Source organism: Sphingomonas faeni (assembly GCF_024273235.1).
GTDB lineage: Bacteria > Pseudomonadota > Alphaproteobacteria > Sphingomonadales > Sphingomonadaceae > Sphingomonas > Sphingomonas faeni_A.
Genome location: NZ_JANBVH010000021.1, coordinates 18,318 through 33,016 on the forward strand (window position 1 = coordinate 18,318; position 14,699 = coordinate 33,016).

The window sequence follows — 14,699 nt, forward strand, 5'->3', positions numbered from 1 at the left end:
GCCCTGCCACCGCGCGCGTCGGCTGGCGATTTGGATCACGCGAAGGCGCAAAGGCGCGAAGATGTTGCGTTTGCGGGCGCTCACCTCACCTCGAAGCGGTCAAGGCGACGCCGCTCTTCAATCCTTCATGGAATTCAAGACGGTCTCCCGAACCGCAACACCTTCGCGCCTTTGCGCCTTCGCGTGAACATCATACTTCCTACGGCCTCGGTCGGCCCGAAACCCAGACGTCCCATCGTAGAACCTAGCCTGCCGCGATCTGAAAATATGCGCCGAACGTTCGAGTACAGGCGGATCGCGCCAGGGATGGCGATCGCCCGCAGTCAGTATCGTAACGACCGTCCCCGTCCCCAAGGTCAGCGCGACCCCGCCCGTCCGACGCAGAACACGGCGATCCAGCTTCAGCCACCGCGGCACGCAGCGTTTCGGCAGACCGCGTTCGCTGACGACGACGTCGGCGCTGCGACAGGCGGCGATCAGTTCGGCGATCGGGACCATATACGCGCTGCGCGTCGCGAGGATACGCCACATCCGTCCTCTCGCGGCAATATCGGTGACGCACAGATCGCGGCTGCATCGTGCATCGGGCTGGTCCGCGAGCAGGAGCGCCTCGCCATCCACCCCGCCATTCTCGGCGAGCATGTCGCGCGTATAATCGCCGGCCCGATCGCGCAGCATTGCCAAACCCGCCGCCGTTCGTACCGCTACGTGGCGCCCATCTCCGGTAACGAGAATATCGGGCGCAGGTGTCGTCAATGCCCAGATCGCACCGGCGGCGAGCGGCAGTAGTCCCAGTCGCCGCAACCGCGTCCGCCACAAGGCGATCCAAATCCCCCCGACAATCATCAGCGCAAACGCTGCCGTCGGCATCGCAGGCAAGGATCGCACCGAACCCGGCGCATCGGCAACGATATGCGCCAGCCATAGCAGCGCATCGAGCGACCGCTGCACCAACCACCAGACCGGCGCGCCCACGCCGCCGGCGTCGAGCAGCAGCGCCAGCGCCTCCAGCGGCATAACGACGAACGTCGTCAACGGGATCGCGATGATATTGGCGAACGCGCCGTACAGGCCCGCCTTGTGGAAATGATACACCGCGATCGGCATCAGCGCGAATTCGACCAGCAACCCCGTCAGCAGCAGCGACGCCACGCCGCGCGCGAGCCTGCGCCCGCGCCCCTCGTCATGCGGGCCGAAGAAGGCGCGGATCACCGGATGTTCGTGCAACGCCATGATCGCGGTGATCGCCGCGAACGAGAGCTGGAAGCTCGGTCCTGCTGCCGATTCGGGCAGCACCAGCATGACGCACGCCGCCCCCGCCGCGACGAGCCGCAAGGTCATAGCCTCACGCCCCATCGCCAGCGCCGCCAGCACGAGCAACGCGGCGACGCACGACCGGATCGTCGGCACCTGGCTTCCGGTCAGCAGCGTATAGCCGATCGCCGCCGCCGCCCCGGCCAGCGCGGCAATCAACGGCAGTCGCGCGTGCAAAGCCAGCCACGGACTGAGCGCCAGCAGCCGCAACACGATCAACATCGTCGCCGCCACCGCAGCCGTAATGTGCAACCCGCTCACCGACAGCAGATGCGCGAGACCCGCCCGCCGCATCGCCTCCGAATCCTCTTCGCTGATCGCGCCGACATCACCGGTCGCAAGGGCAGCGGCGATGCCGCCCGCACTGCCGTCCAGTCGCGAGACGATATGGTGCGAGAGCGCGACACGGATGCCCGCTCCCGATTCGCTCGACTTCGTCACGACCACCGGTGCGAAACCGCGCCCGGTCGCGCCGATCCCGCCGAACCACGCGACGCGCGCGAAGTCGTAGGCGCCCGGCACCGCGGGGAGCGGCGGTGGCATCAGCCGTGCCCGCAAGTGGATGACCGCCCCCGTCCCCAGCAGCTTCGGCGCATCCGCTTCCGCCAGATTGACTCGGACGCGGAACGGCAAGGCGACCGGCTGCCCGTCGCTCTCGATCCCCTTCCCAATCGGCAGCACCGTCAACCGAACCAGCTTCCGCGCCACCAACGGTTCGATCGCCTCGACCTTCGCCGAGAAACGCGCGATCGTCGGACCGCCCAGAACCGGCCGCGCGACCCATTCCGATCGCGCCCAGATCAGCCCGAGCCCCAGCGCCGTCGTCAGCAACCCGATCGCCAGCGCCCGCGCCGCACGACCGCCCTGCCCCACGGCCAGACAGGCCAACCCGCCTGCGACCAACAGCAGCACCGCGACGCACCACGCCGCCGTGTCCGGCAGCGCAAACCACAATGCGATGCCGCCGCCGAGCATCACCGGCAGCCACAACACCAGTTGGTCGCGCTCCGCCTCCAGCCAGCGTTCCACGGCCAGCCCGACGACAGCAAGCCCAACGACAGCCCCCCATCGCGGCACGCCCATTTGTCGCCGCCAAGGACGCATGCTAGGGGCGGCGACGGCTGTCATGGCCATCGTTTCTCCATTGTTTCATCAGTCTGGGAGCACCCGCGGTTGGGCGCAATATCTGATACGGGCACCGCCAAACCGGCCGCACCCGTGGTTACCCGTTTCGCTCCGTCGCCGACGGGGTTCCTGCATCTCGGCGGCGCGCGCACCGCGCTGTTCAACTGGCTGTTTGCCAAGGCGAACGGGGGTAAATTCCTGCTGCGGATCGAGGATACCGACCGGGTCCGCTCGACCCAGCCGGCGATCGACGCGATCATCGACGGCATGCGCTGGCTCGGGCTCGACTGGGACGGCGACGTCGTCATGCAGTTCGCCGGTGCCGAACGCCACGCACAGGTCGCGCACGAGATGGTCGCGAACGGCCATGCCTATCGCTGCTACATGACCAACGACGAGATCGCCGCGATGCGCGCCGAGGCGCAGGCCGCGAAGAAGCCGCTGCGCATCCGCAGCCCGTGGCGCGATCGCCCGGCGAGCGAGGCCCCAGATCTTCCCCATGTCGTCCGCCTGCGCGCGCCGCAGGAAGGCGCCGTCACCATCGAAGACCGCGTCCAAGGCTCGGTCACGGTCCGCAACGAAGAGATCGACGACCTCGTCCTGCTCCGCTCGGACGGCACGCCAACCTATATGCTCGCGGTCGTCGTCGACGATCACGATATGGGCGTCACCCACGTCATCCGCGGCGATGATCATCTCAACAACGCCTTCCGCCAGCTGCCGATCTACCGCGCGATGCAGTGGCCCGAGCCGATCTACGCGCACATCCCGCTCATCCACGGCCCGGATGGCGCCAAGCTATCGAAGCGCCACGGCGCGGTCGGTATCGAGGCCTATCGCGACGAAATGGGCATCCTCCCCGAGGCGTTCGACAATTACCTCCTCCGGCTCGGCTGGGGCCACGGCGACGACGAGATCATCAGCCGCGAGCAGGCGGTCGAATGGTTCGACCTGTCGGGAGTCGGCAAGTCGCCGTCGCGGTTCGACTTGAAGAAACTCGAAAATCTCAACGGCCATTATATCCGCGAGGCCGACGACGCGCGGCTCGCGCAGCTTGCCGCCGATCGTCTCGGCCATGACCTGCCGACCGGCGGACTCGAACTTCTGACTCGCGCAATGCCCGTCCTGAAGCCACGTGCCGCAAACCTGAACGAACTGGCCGAAGGGTCGAATTTCCTGTTCAGCCAGCGCCCTTTGGCGATGGATGACGCCGCGGCGAGCCTTTTGCAGGGTGAAGCGAGTGCGATTTTGGCGAATGCGCATGCCGAACTTGACGCGCTCGACAAGTGGGATACGGAAGCGCTCGAAGGCGCGGTACGGCGCGTGGCCGAAGCCCGAGGCGTCAAACTCGGGCAGGTCGCACAGCCGCTTCGCGCCGCGCTGACGGGACGCAAGACGTCACCGGGAATATTCGACGTGCTCGACCTGCTCGGGCGCGACGAGAGCCTCGGTCGGATCGCCGACCGGATGGCTAGCTGATAAGATTTCGAGGAAGGATACAAGCATGAGCGAGACCGCAACCCTCAAGGTCGACGGCAAGGATTTCGATTATCCGGTGATGTCCGGAACGGTCGGGCCCGACGTCATCGATATCCGCAAGCTGTACGCACAGACGGACAATTTCACCTATGATCCGGGTTTCACCTCGACCGCGTCGTGCCAGTCGAAGCTGACCTATATCGATGGTGACGCGGGCACGCTGCTGCACCGCGGCTACACGATCGGCGAGCTGGCCGAACAGTCGAACTTCATGGAAGTCGCCTATCTCCTGCTCAACGGCGAACTGCCGAGCGCGGACGAGCTGGCGAACTTCTCGAACACGATCACGCGCCACACGATGGTGCACGAGCAGCTCGCGCAGTTCTTCCGTGGCTTCCGCCGCGATGCGCATCCGATGGCGATCCTGTGCGGCGTCGTCGGCGCACTCTCGGCTTTCTATCACGATTCGACCGACATCCACGATCCGGCCCAGCGCGTCATCGCGTCGCACCGCCTGATCGCCAAGATGCCGACGATCGCCGCGATGGCGTACAAGTACAGCGTCGGCCAGCCGTTCGTCTATCCGGACAACACGCTGAGCTACACCGGCAATTTCCTGAAGATGACGTTCGGCGTACCGGCCGAGAAGTATGTCGTGAACCCGATCGTCGAAAAGGCGATGGACCGCATCTTCATCCTCCACGCCGATCACGAGCAGAACGCGTCGACCTCGACCGTCCGTCTCGCCGGCTCGTCGGGCGCCAACCCGTTCGCGTGTATCGCCGCCGGCATCGCATGCCTCTGGGGCCCCGCACATGGCGGCGCCAACGAAGCCGCGCTCAACATGCTGCATGAGATCGGCACGGTCGACCGCATCCCCGAATATATCGCGCGCGCCAAGGACAAGAACGATCCGTTCCGCCTGATGGGCTTCGGTCACCGCGTCTACAAGAACTACGATCCGCGCGCGGCCGTCATGCAGACGACCGTCAAGGAAGTGCTCGGCGAGCTGGGCGTCACCGACCCCGTGTTCGACGTCGCGATCGAGCTCGAGCGCCTGGCGCTCAGCGACCCGTACTTCATCGAGAAGAAGCTGTTCCCGAACGTCGATTTTTATTCGGGCGTGATCCTGTCGGCGATCGGCTTCCCGACCTCGATGTTCACGGTCCTCTTCGCGCTCGCCCGCACCGTCGGCTGGGTCGCGCAGTGGAACGAGATGATCACCGATCCCGACCAGAAGATCGGCCGCCCGCGCCAGCTCTACAGCGGCCCGACCGCGCGTGACTACGTCCCGATGGCGTCACGCTGATGAAGACGCTCCGGCCGATCCTGATGGTCGTCGGCGTGCTCTGCGCGCTGATGGGTCTGCTCTGGATCGGTCAGGGGCTCGGATACGTCCATTGGCCGCAGTCGAGCTTCATGCTCGATCAGCGGCCTTGGGCGGATCGCGGCGCATTCCTCGCCGCGTTCGGCCTCGCGTTGATATTAGTGGCGCGCCGGATCCGCCGGTAGCGTCAGCACGAACCGCGCACCTTCTCCGGGTGCGCTCTCGATCGTAAGATCTCCCTGCATCGCCCGCGCCAACCGCCGTGCGATATACAGGCCGAGCCCGTTGCCGCCGGCCTCCGACGGATCGACCCGCTCGAACTTCTCGAAAATCCGCACCTGATCCTCGGGCGCGACGCCCTTGCCCTTGTCCGCCACCACGACGACCGCGTGGCTTTCGGTACGCGTCACGGTGACGATCACCTGCGCGCCACGCGGCGAATAGCGCACCGCATTGCCGACCAGGTTGACGAGAATCTGCAACACGCGCCGGAAATCGCCGAGCGCCGCGACGCGCATATCGACCGGTGGCCGCGCGATCGTGACATCGGCATTGGCAGCGCGAACCGACAACAGCCCCGCCGCGCGACGCGCGACATCGGCAAGGTCGATCGGCTCGGGCAGCAGCGTGAAATCCGGCCGCTCGACCGCCTGGAGATCGACGAGGTCATCGACCAGTTCGAGCAGATGGCGCCCGGCGCTCGCAATATCAGCTGCGTAATCGGCATAGTCGCCCTGCACCGGACCATCGGCCTGCGCATTGATGCTGTCGGCGTTGGCGACGATCCGCGCGAGGGGAATGCGCAATGCCTTGTCGAGGCCACTCGTGAAGGTCGGCGAGAGCGTCGCGGTTTCGGCCGGCGGTGCGACGTCGTCGACCACCATCCGTGCGGTGCCGACGAACCCGGCGAAATCCCCCGAAGCGTCGTGCCGCACGGTCGCGGTCAGCGTCACTGCCCGCCCCGAACTCCGCAACCGCGCGGGTTGCGCCGTCATCGGCCGGCGCCGGGCGAGCGAATCGAGGATCGGCAACGTCCCGTCGGTTCCGGTATCGAGCGCGAACATCGCCGTCAGCGGCTGGCCGAGCAGCGCGAACGCGTCGAAACCATGCTTCGGCCCGGCATCCAGCGTCACGAACGTCAGTCGCAACGCCGCGTCGGTCTCCCACCGCCAATCGGTCTCGCCACCGAGCAAATCATCCGGTGCACCCGGTGCGGGCCGGGTCGGACGCCACGCGGCGATCTCGCGCCAACCGCTCACCGTCAGGCGTATATTCTCGCCGTCCGGTTGCGCGCGTACCCAGAGATCGACATCGGCTTCGTCGTCGGCGACCACCACGCCGCGCGACACGACGATGCCCAGTCGCCGCGCAAGCCGCACGATCGTCGCGAGTTGCGGAACGGCGAGCGGCGCCCCGCGCATGCCGCCGGCCCGCTGGTTGAGTGCGATCAAGGCCGGGTCCGCGAACGACAGCGATCCGTCGGGCGCGACGATGCCGTGCGCGATCGGGCTTTCGGTCGAGGGATCGAACAGGCTCATCGCCGTTCCGTACGCGCCAGCGCGCGCAACGCCATCCGAAAATCGCGGTCCAGCGCAAGCGGCGCGATCGACGCGCGTGCGTCCTCCACACCGATTGAAACGATCGCGTCGAGCGCATCGGCGAACTGTTCGATATCCCGGCGCGGATCCGCTTCCGACAGCGCGAGCCCGATTCGGGCGATCGTCGGCCGATCCATGTCGAGCGCACGTAGCGCGAGCCAAAGTCGATCGCCCTCCGGATCGAGCGTGATCGCCCGTGCCTGATCGAAGGCGACGCCCAGCGCATGCGCCAGCACCGCGACGAACAAGGATAGGCGTCGGTCGCCGATCGACTCGACCAGCACCGCCGCCAACTCGTTGGGCCGCGCGTCGAGCGCCGCCGCCAGCCGTGTCGCCACCGCATCGGGCCGCTCGCCCTCGTCATGCGCCGCCAGGCTGCGTTGCGCGGCGTCCGTGATTGCGCGGTCGCTTTCGCGGGTCGGCGACGTCAAGCCGTCGCGGATCGCCGCGGCCACCCACCAGACCAAGCGATGATGCAGTTCGGCGGGCAATTCGCTGCCTCCGACCGCACCCTGCTCGTTCGCTACCCGCCGCCGACTTTCGGCCGCGAGCAATGCCGATGCCGCCGACGCCACGACGCTGTCGGGCACACCGGCCAAGCGTACAAGCAGGCTCGCCTCGTCGGGTTCCGCCACCTCGACCGGCAGCGACGCCGCGATCAGATCGTGGCGGACTCGGGCGATCAGTTCGTCCATCAGGTCTTCGTCACGCAACAGGCCCGCGCGTGTCAGGCGTTGCAGGACCGTGCCCGCCCCTGCCTTCAGGCCCGCCCCAGCCTTCAAGATAGCCTCGCCCGCCTGCGTTGCGCCGCTGCCGGCCAGCAACCGCGCGGCATGTCGCCGGATATCCCATTCGATCGACCCGACGATCGCGCCGAGCACCTGTGCCAGCATCAACCGCGTGCGGTCGTCGAGCCGAGCATCCGCATCGAGAAAAAAGTCGGCGATCGTCCCGGCCAGCCGCGTCTCGGCGCGCAGGCGCGCAGTCTCGGCCCGCTGCACTGGATCATAGGACGGCATAGCGTCTTGCATCGTTGGGCCGACCGACATGATCCCGTGCTTAGCCCCCGGTCGTTAAGGTACGCCTAAGGCGCGCGACGCAATCGCTCGATTGCTGCCGCCAGCGTAGCGGTCGCATAGACCGCCGTCATGCCCAGCCCGAACACCGGAAAACCGATCAGCGCGAACACCGCGACGAGCAGCAGATACGCCGCCGGGCTGCCCCACCACAGCCGTCGCTCGCGCTCGAGGATCGCGCGCTCCGCCAGTCCACCGATCGCGACCGTCGCGGTGCCGATCGCCAGCGCGGTGTTATCGCCCGCATAGCCGCTGACGAAGAACGCGAAGGCCAGGATCGCCGCCGCGGCGACGCCGGCGATCGCAAGCGTCTGCCAGCGCGCCATCGGCGCCTCGTCGCGAAGGCCGCTCAACACCGAGCCGAGCGCCAGCGCGATACTGCCGATCAACGCAACGAACAGCCCGATCGACGACAACCCGAAGCCGATCGTCACCAGCCCGGCGATGCCCAGCGCCAGCCCGGCCGCACCGACGCTCTTCCCCGCCGCGCCACGATCGACCAGCAGCGGCAACGCCAGCCGCGCGATCGGTGCGAGCACGAACCGGTCGAACCAGCCGCGCCGTCCCGACACGATCGTCATCAGCACCGCGCGCCCGCGCTCCTCCAGCGTCCGCGCCTGACGCTCGATGCCGTGCCCGCCACGTACCGCATCGGTCGGGAGCAGCACATGGATCGCGCGCGACTGCACCGCGAGCCGCAGCAGCGAAGACTGGAGATCGTAATCCTGCGGCAACGCGGCGACTTCGGCGATCCGGCTCGAACTCAGCCGCGCGACACCGGCCCACGCCATCTGCCCACCGACGCGTTCGAAGCCGGGGCCTGCATCGCCCTCCGGCACGACGAGCAGGCAATCGCCCTCCTCGCCGGCCATCGCCTTGACGATCGCCTCGGTGGTGACCAGCCCGTCGCCGAGCATCAATATGCGCGCGAGGGGGTGGAGTTTCTCGACCGCCTCGGTCGCGGAGCGCACCGTATCGACGCTGACGCCGCGCCGTCCGATGCGGTTGATCGCGCCGAGCAGTTCGGGCGTCATCCGCGCGACGACGACGATCACCTGCGACACGCCCGCCGCAATCAGCAGACGCGCCTGGTATTCGATAAGCGTGACACCGCTGAACGGCAGCGTCGCGGCCAGACGATCGGGACGATCGTCGGCGTCGTGTATTGCAAATAATAGACCGGCAAGCATCGCAGGCTGTTAGGCGGTACACGCGGTCCTGCAAAGCCCGCGTTCGGCCGAACTGCCCCGCATCGTGGTTCGGTTCGCCGTTGCGAGCGAGAAACACCCGCCCGAGGTTACGAAACCCGCCGCGTCGCGCCAATCATCGCAAATGCGACAGGCGCCGCTTGGCGATGCCGCCGCGATCATACGCCGTGTCGCCCCGCTTACCGGACGGATGTTCGCCGAACCGTCGCATCATCCGTTTTGTCGGGCGGCAATCCATGATACTTCCGCTGTTCATGAACGGGGGTTCGTCAATGATCGGGTTTCGCGCGTCGGCAGGCAATGCCCATCCCATTCGCGCGGACATCGTGATGGATCCGGTGATAGAAGATATGTCCGAAGCCGTCGCTGAACCTCAATTTGACGAGGTTTATCAAGAGCCTGCGCGCGAACGCGGACCTCTTTACGCGGGTATCGCCGTGGCCGTCGTGGTCGTCTGGCTCGCCGCCATGCTCTGGATCGCGCGCGGCTCGCTCGGCACGATCGAGCCGGTCACACTCGTCCAGTTCATCGCCGCTCTCTGTGTCGTTCCTGCGCTCGTCGGTATCGTCTGGCTGCTCGCGATGCGCACCAGCCGCACCGAGGCTCACCGCTTCGGTATCACCGCGCAGGCGATGCGCGACGAGGCCGCGAGCCTGGAGCGCACCGTCGCCGCATTGTCGAACACGATCGACGCCAACCGCGTACAACTTGCCGAGCAGCTCGACACGCTGATCGCGATGGGCGGCGGCGCGACCGAACAGCTCGCCGCGATCGGTCGGGGCATGGTGTCCGAGATCGACCAGGCGGCCGCGCACGCGCGCAACCTCGCCACCTCGACCGCGGGTGCGCAGACCAGCCTCGGCGTCCTGATCGCGACGCTTCCCCGCGCGCAGGCGGATATCGACGACGTCGCCAAACGCCTCGAACGCACTGGTTTGTCGGCCAGCGAGCATGCCGCTGCGCTCGACGCGCAGATCGTCGCGCTCGCCGAGCGCGGCCGCGATGCCGACACGATGGCGAGCGGCGCGGCGCAACGCCTCGCCGCGCACATCGTCCGCATGGAAGCCACCAGCCAGACCGCGGGCGCACACCTCGAATCGGTCACCGACGGGATGTCCGGCGCGATCGATGCGCTGCTCAATCGCACCGCCGACGCGATCGACGAGGCCCGCAAGAGCATTGCCGCGCAGGGCGACGCGATGCTGGCGATGGTCGGCGCGAACCAGGCCGCGCTCGACAGCGCCGCCCGCGACAGCGCCGAAGCGCTCGCCAAGCGGATCGCCACCGTCGAGGACGCGATCGAGCGGGTTGCGATCCGCCTCGACCTGCAACGCAACGCCGGCGAGCGGATCGTCGACGACCTTCACACCGGGCTCGGCGAAGTCGAGGCGCGGATCGAGGCGCTCCACCGCCACGGCACCGAGCGCACGCAGGGCCTCGCCGCCTCGATCAGCGCGCTGGGCGGCTCCGCTGACGCGATGACCGAAGCGTTGCGCACCGGCGACGAGATGGCGCACCGGACCATCACGACGACCGAAACGCTGCTGGTCGCGCTAGACGCCGCCGCCCGCGAGATCGACGAGACGATGCCCGAGGCACTTGGCCGGCTCGACTCGCACGTGCTCGCCAGCAAGAGCATCGTCGTCTCGGCGCGACCCGAACTGCTCGCGCTCGTCACCGCGGCGGAGAGCACGCACGACGCGATCGAGGCGATCGCGGGCGTGATCGGCGAACAGCGCCAGGTGCTCGACACGCTCTCGACCGACCTGCTCAACACGCTCAACACCGGCCGTGCGAAGGCCGATGCGCTGGGTCAGATGGTCGACGAGGCGATCGGCCGGACTCAGCATTTCGCCGAGGACGCCGCGCCGCAGTTGATCGAAGCGCTCCACCGCGTCCGCGAAACCGCCGCGGTCGCGGCCGACAAGGCGCGCGAGACGCTGTCGAAAGTTATTCCCGAAGCCGCGGCCGCGCTGGGGGCTGCCAGCGCCGACGCGATGCGCCGCGCGACCAACGACACGGTGGAGCGGCAGGTCAAGGCGCTCACCGATGCCACCGACGCGGCGGTCGATGCCGCGACCGGCGCGACCGAACGCCTGGCCCGCGAAGTCCAGGCGATCGTCGACCAGACCGCGATCGTCGAAACACGGATCGAAGAGGCCCGGGCCGAGCGCGAGGACGCGAACAGCGACACCTTCGCCCGCCGCGTGTCGCTGTTGATCGAGTCGCTCAACTCCGCGTCGATCGACATCACCAAGGCAATCGCCCCGGAAATCTCCGACAGCGCGTGGGGCGCGTATCTCAAGGGCGACCGCGGGGTCTTCACGCGGCGTGCGGTGCGGATACTCGATGCCAGCGAAGTGCGCGAGATCGCCGGGCTCTACGACGACGACGAAGCGTTCCGCGAGATGGTGAATCGCTACATCCACGACTTCGAGGCGATGCTCCGCGCGATCCTGACGCAGCGCGACGGTTCGCCGCTCGGGGTGACGCTGCTGTCGTCGGACATGGGCAAGCTGTACGTCGCGCTGGCACAGGCGATCGAGCGGCTGCGCTGACCTGAGCTGAACGGGAGTATTCGAAATGATCCAGCGGCACCGCTGAAGCGGCCCTCGCCAGCGGAGCGATCCGCCGACCGGACTCATATTTCGAGGCTTACATGCCAAGACTGAATAACAAGACCTGCGTCGTCACCGGCGCAGCGCGCGGCATCGGCCGCGCCATCGCCGAGCGGTTCCGTGACGAAGGCGCGATCGTCATCCTCACCGATATCGATGAAATCGCTGGCGCCGAGACGGCAGCGGCTATCGGCTGCCAGTTCGAAAAGCTCGACGTCCGCGAAGAGGCGGATTGGCAGCGACTGGCGGAGATCGTCCCGGTCGCCGACGTCGTCGTCAACAATGCCGGCGTGACGGGCTTCGAGCAGGGCATGGTTGCGCATGATCCCGAATATGCGAGCTTGGCAGATTGGCGTGCGGTCCATGCGGTCAATCTCGACGGCACGTTCCTCGGCTGCCGCTATGCGATCGGCGCGATGAAGGCGGCGGGGACCGGCTCGATCATCAACATCTCGTCGCGCTCCGGGCTGGTCGGCATCCCCCTCGCCGCGGCCTATGCGTCGTCGAAGGCGGCGATCCGCAATCACAGCAAGACGGTGGCGCTGTATTGCGCGCAGCAGGGGTGGAAAATCCGTTGCAACTCGGTGCATCCGGCGGCGATCCTGACGCCCATCTGGGAGCCGATGCTGGGGGATGGTCCGGACCGCGAGGAGCGGATAGCGGCGCTGGTGGCGGATACGCCGTTGAAGCGGTTCGGGATGCCGGACGAGGTCGCCGCGGTTGCGGTAATGCTGGCGTCGGACGAGGCCACGTACATCACGGGAACCGAGATCAATATCGATGGCGGCTTGCTGGCTGGCTCAGCCGCGTCGCCGGGCTGATGCCGGACTTACGATCCTCCCCCGCCAGGGGGAGGTGGCACCGAAGGTGACGGAGGGGGAGGACACTGAACAGAGGTTACCCTTACCTCCCCCTCCGTCTGGCAAGCGCCAGCCACCTCCCCCTGGCGGGGGAGGATCGTTAGGTCGCCCTCAGCGCGTAACCATGTTGCCACGGTCGAACAGGTCGACATTCTGCGGCGAGATCCAGCCATAGTGATAGTTCAGCTGGAACAGCACGAACAACACCGTCGCCACCACCGTCACCCGCCACGCCGTCCGCCCCGAGCGAAACTCATGCGGCGCGCTTTCTGCCTGGCCGGGGACGTGCTCGCCCCCGACCTCGCGCGTCGTCTTCACCCCGAACGGCAGGACCAGGAACACCGAGAACGCCCAGAACAGGACGTAGATCGCGAGTGCCGAGGTCCAGCGCATTCGCTCAGCCCTCGATCAGCAGGACGTCGACGATCGGCTGCTTGCCGGTCCAGCGCTTGGCGACCTTGCGCACCGCGAGACGGATCTGCTCGCGCATCTTCTCGCTCTCGCGCTTGCCGCCGCGCACCGTGTCCGCCGCCGCCTGCACCGCGTCGGCGATGAACGCCGCACGGTCTTCCTCGACCGGGACGCCCTGCACGCGGACCTGCGGCTGGCCGACCATCCGGCCGTCCTTGCCGAGCGCGACACCGACCGAAATCTGGCCGTTGATCGCCAGCTTGCGCCGCTCGCTCAACGTCGCGCCGTCCGCCGGCAGGATCACGTCGCCGTCGAGCACGAGGCGCCCGACCGTCGCGTTGCCGATCTTCACCGGGCCCTTGGGCGCCAGACGAATGATGTCGCCGTTGCTCTGCACGATCGCGCGCGGAATGCCCTGTTCGAGACCGAAGCGCGCATGCTCCATCATATGGCGCATCTCGCCGTGCGTCGGCACCAGCACGTCAGGCCGCAGCCAGTCATACATCTGCGCGAGCTCCGGCTGACCCGGATGGCCCGAGACGTGGACGTGAGCCTGGCGCTCGGTCACCATCCGGATGCCCTTGGCCGCCAGCGTGTTCTGGATGCGACCGATCTGGACCTCGTTGCCCGGGATCTGCTTCGACGAGAAGATCACCGTGTCGTCGGCGTCGAGCGTGATCGTGTGGCTGCCGTTCGCGACGCGTGCGAGCGCCGCGCGCTCCTCGCCCTGGCCACCGGTGGCGATGACCAGGACCTTGTTCTTGGGCAGGCGCATCGCCTCGTCGGGGCTGATCGTGTCGGGAAAATCCTTCAGATAGCCCGTCGCGCGCGCGACCTTGATGATCCGGTCGAGCGAACGCCCGGTCACGCAAAGCTTGCGCCCGGTTTCCTTCGCGACTTCGCCGAACGTGTGGAGCCGCGCGGCGTTCGACGCGAAGCTGGTGATCATCACGCGGCCCTTGGCATTGCTGACCTCCTCGAACAGGCCCTTTCGCACGGTGCTCTCGCTGCCCGACGCGGTCGTGTTGAAGATGTTGGTCGAATCGCAGACGAGCACGTCGACGCCCTTGTCGCCGATCGCCATGAAGCCCTCGGGCTTGGTCGGGTTGCCGATCACCGGGTTCGCATCGAGCTTCCAGTCGCCGGTGTGGAACACGCGCCCGTGGGGCGTGTCGATAAGCAGCGCATTCGCCTCGGGGATCGAATGCGACATCTCGACGAAGGTGAAGCCGAACGGCCCGAGCTGGAAATTGCCGCCCATCGGGATCATCTTGAGCTTCACGCGGTTGGCGATGCCCTCTTCCTCGAGCTTGCCGCGGATCAGGCCCATCGTGAACGGCGTCGCGTAGATCGGCACGCCAAGGTCTTCGGCGAGGTACGGCAGCGAGCCGATGTGATCCTCATGGCCGTGCGTGATGACGATACCGAGCAGGTCGTCGATACGGTCCTCGATAAAGGACAGGTCGGGCAGGATGACATCGACGCCGGGATATTGAGGATCGGCGAAGGTGATGCCGAGATCGACCATCACCCACTTGCCCTGGCAGCCGTACAGGTTGACGTTCATGCCGATTTCGCCGGAGCCGCCAAGGCCACAGAAAAGGAGTTCGTTCTTCGGAGTCATTGATTACTTTCAGGATTATACAGGAATATGGCCCGCAGGCCGGTCGGCGCGAGCCCAAT

12 protein-coding genes are annotated in these 14,699 nt (G+C 67.1%); 5 read left to right on the top strand and 7 right to left on the bottom strand.

Translation table 11 applies throughout. From position 1 onward, the window contains the following. Positions 1–117: 117 nt before the first annotated feature. A complete protein-coding gene (locus NLI89_RS12600) occupies positions 118–2,397 on the bottom strand; it encodes a ComEC/Rec2 family competence protein (protein WP_254687334.1) in 2,280 nt (759 codons plus the stop codon). Between the two features lie 90 nt (positions 2,398–2,487). Here NLI89_RS12600 and gltX point away from each other — a divergent pair, with 90 nt between their 5' ends. From gltX to NLI89_RS12615, 3 genes are read left to right on the top strand one after another with little or no spacing between them, the layout of a single operon-like run. Then, on the top strand, positions 2,488–3,918 hold the full coding sequence (gltX, locus tag NLI89_RS12605) for a glutamate--tRNA ligase (protein ID WP_302675765.1): 1,431 nt from the start codon (positions 2,488–2,490) through the stop codon (positions 3,916–3,918). Positions 3,919–3,943: 25 nt separating this feature from the next. Continuing rightward, positions 3,944–5,227 (top strand): citrate synthase, encoded by a 1,284-nt coding sequence (locus tag NLI89_RS12610; protein WP_254687336.1) that lies wholly within the window; start codon positions 3,944–3,946, stop codon positions 5,225–5,227. Next, on the top strand, positions 5,227–5,430 hold the full coding sequence (locus tag NLI89_RS12615; protein WP_056058354.1) for a hypothetical protein: 204 nt from the start codon (positions 5,227–5,229) through the stop codon (positions 5,428–5,430). Before NLI89_RS12610 ends, NLI89_RS12615 begins: the two co-directional genes overlap by 1 nt. Here NLI89_RS12615 and NLI89_RS12620 read toward each other — a convergent pair. From NLI89_RS12620 to NLI89_RS12635, 4 genes are all read right to left on the bottom strand, one after another. Then, positions 5,404–6,783, bottom strand: coding sequence for a sensor histidine kinase (locus tag NLI89_RS12620; protein ID WP_254687337.1), 1,380 nt, complete (start codon positions 6,781–6,783; stop codon positions 5,404–5,406). The genes NLI89_RS12615 and NLI89_RS12620 overlap by 27 nt on opposite strands. Then, a complete protein-coding gene (locus NLI89_RS12625; protein ID WP_254687338.1) occupies positions 6,780–7,874 on the bottom strand; it encodes a DUF2336 domain-containing protein in 1,095 nt (364 codons plus the stop codon). Before NLI89_RS12625 ends, NLI89_RS12620 begins: the two co-directional genes overlap by 4 nt. A 53-nt stretch (positions 7,875–7,927) precedes the next feature. Beyond that, a complete protein-coding gene (locus NLI89_RS12630; RefSeq protein ID WP_254687339.1) occupies positions 7,928–9,109 on the bottom strand; it encodes a hypothetical protein in 1,182 nt (393 codons plus the stop codon). A 133-nt stretch (positions 9,110–9,242) separates the two neighbouring features. Further along, positions 9,243–9,383, bottom strand: coding sequence for a hypothetical protein (locus NLI89_RS12635; protein ID WP_254687340.1), 141 nt, complete (start codon positions 9,381–9,383; stop codon positions 9,243–9,245). Between NLI89_RS12635 and NLI89_RS12640 the strand changes: the two genes are divergently transcribed. Together NLI89_RS12640 and NLI89_RS12645 are read left to right on the top strand one after the other, a co-directional pair. Continuing rightward, positions 9,382–11,685: a hypothetical protein gene (locus NLI89_RS12640; RefSeq protein WP_439144510.1), complete on the top strand. Its 2,304-nt coding sequence runs from the start codon at positions 9,382–9,384 to the stop codon at positions 11,683–11,685. The two genes, NLI89_RS12635 and NLI89_RS12640, sit on opposite strands and share 2 nt — an antisense overlap. A gap of 101 nt (positions 11,686–11,786) precedes the next feature. Next, positions 11,787–12,566, top strand: coding sequence for an SDR family oxidoreductase (locus NLI89_RS12645; RefSeq protein ID WP_254687341.1), 780 nt, complete (start codon positions 11,787–11,789; stop codon positions 12,564–12,566). 150 nt (positions 12,567–12,716) lie between these two features. On the opposite strand, the gene NLI89_RS12650 is transcribed toward NLI89_RS12645, so the two are convergent. Together NLI89_RS12650 and NLI89_RS12655 are read right to left on the bottom strand one after the other, a co-directional pair. Next, positions 12,717–12,998 (bottom strand): DUF1467 family protein, encoded by a 282-nt coding sequence (locus NLI89_RS12650; RefSeq protein ID WP_254687342.1) that lies wholly within the window; start codon positions 12,996–12,998, stop codon positions 12,717–12,719. A gap of 4 nt (positions 12,999–13,002) precedes the next feature. Next, on the bottom strand, positions 13,003–14,640 hold the full coding sequence (locus NLI89_RS12655) for a ribonuclease J (protein WP_254687343.1): 1,638 nt from the start codon (positions 14,638–14,640) through the stop codon (positions 13,003–13,005). Between the last annotated feature and the right edge of the window lie 59 nt (positions 14,641–14,699).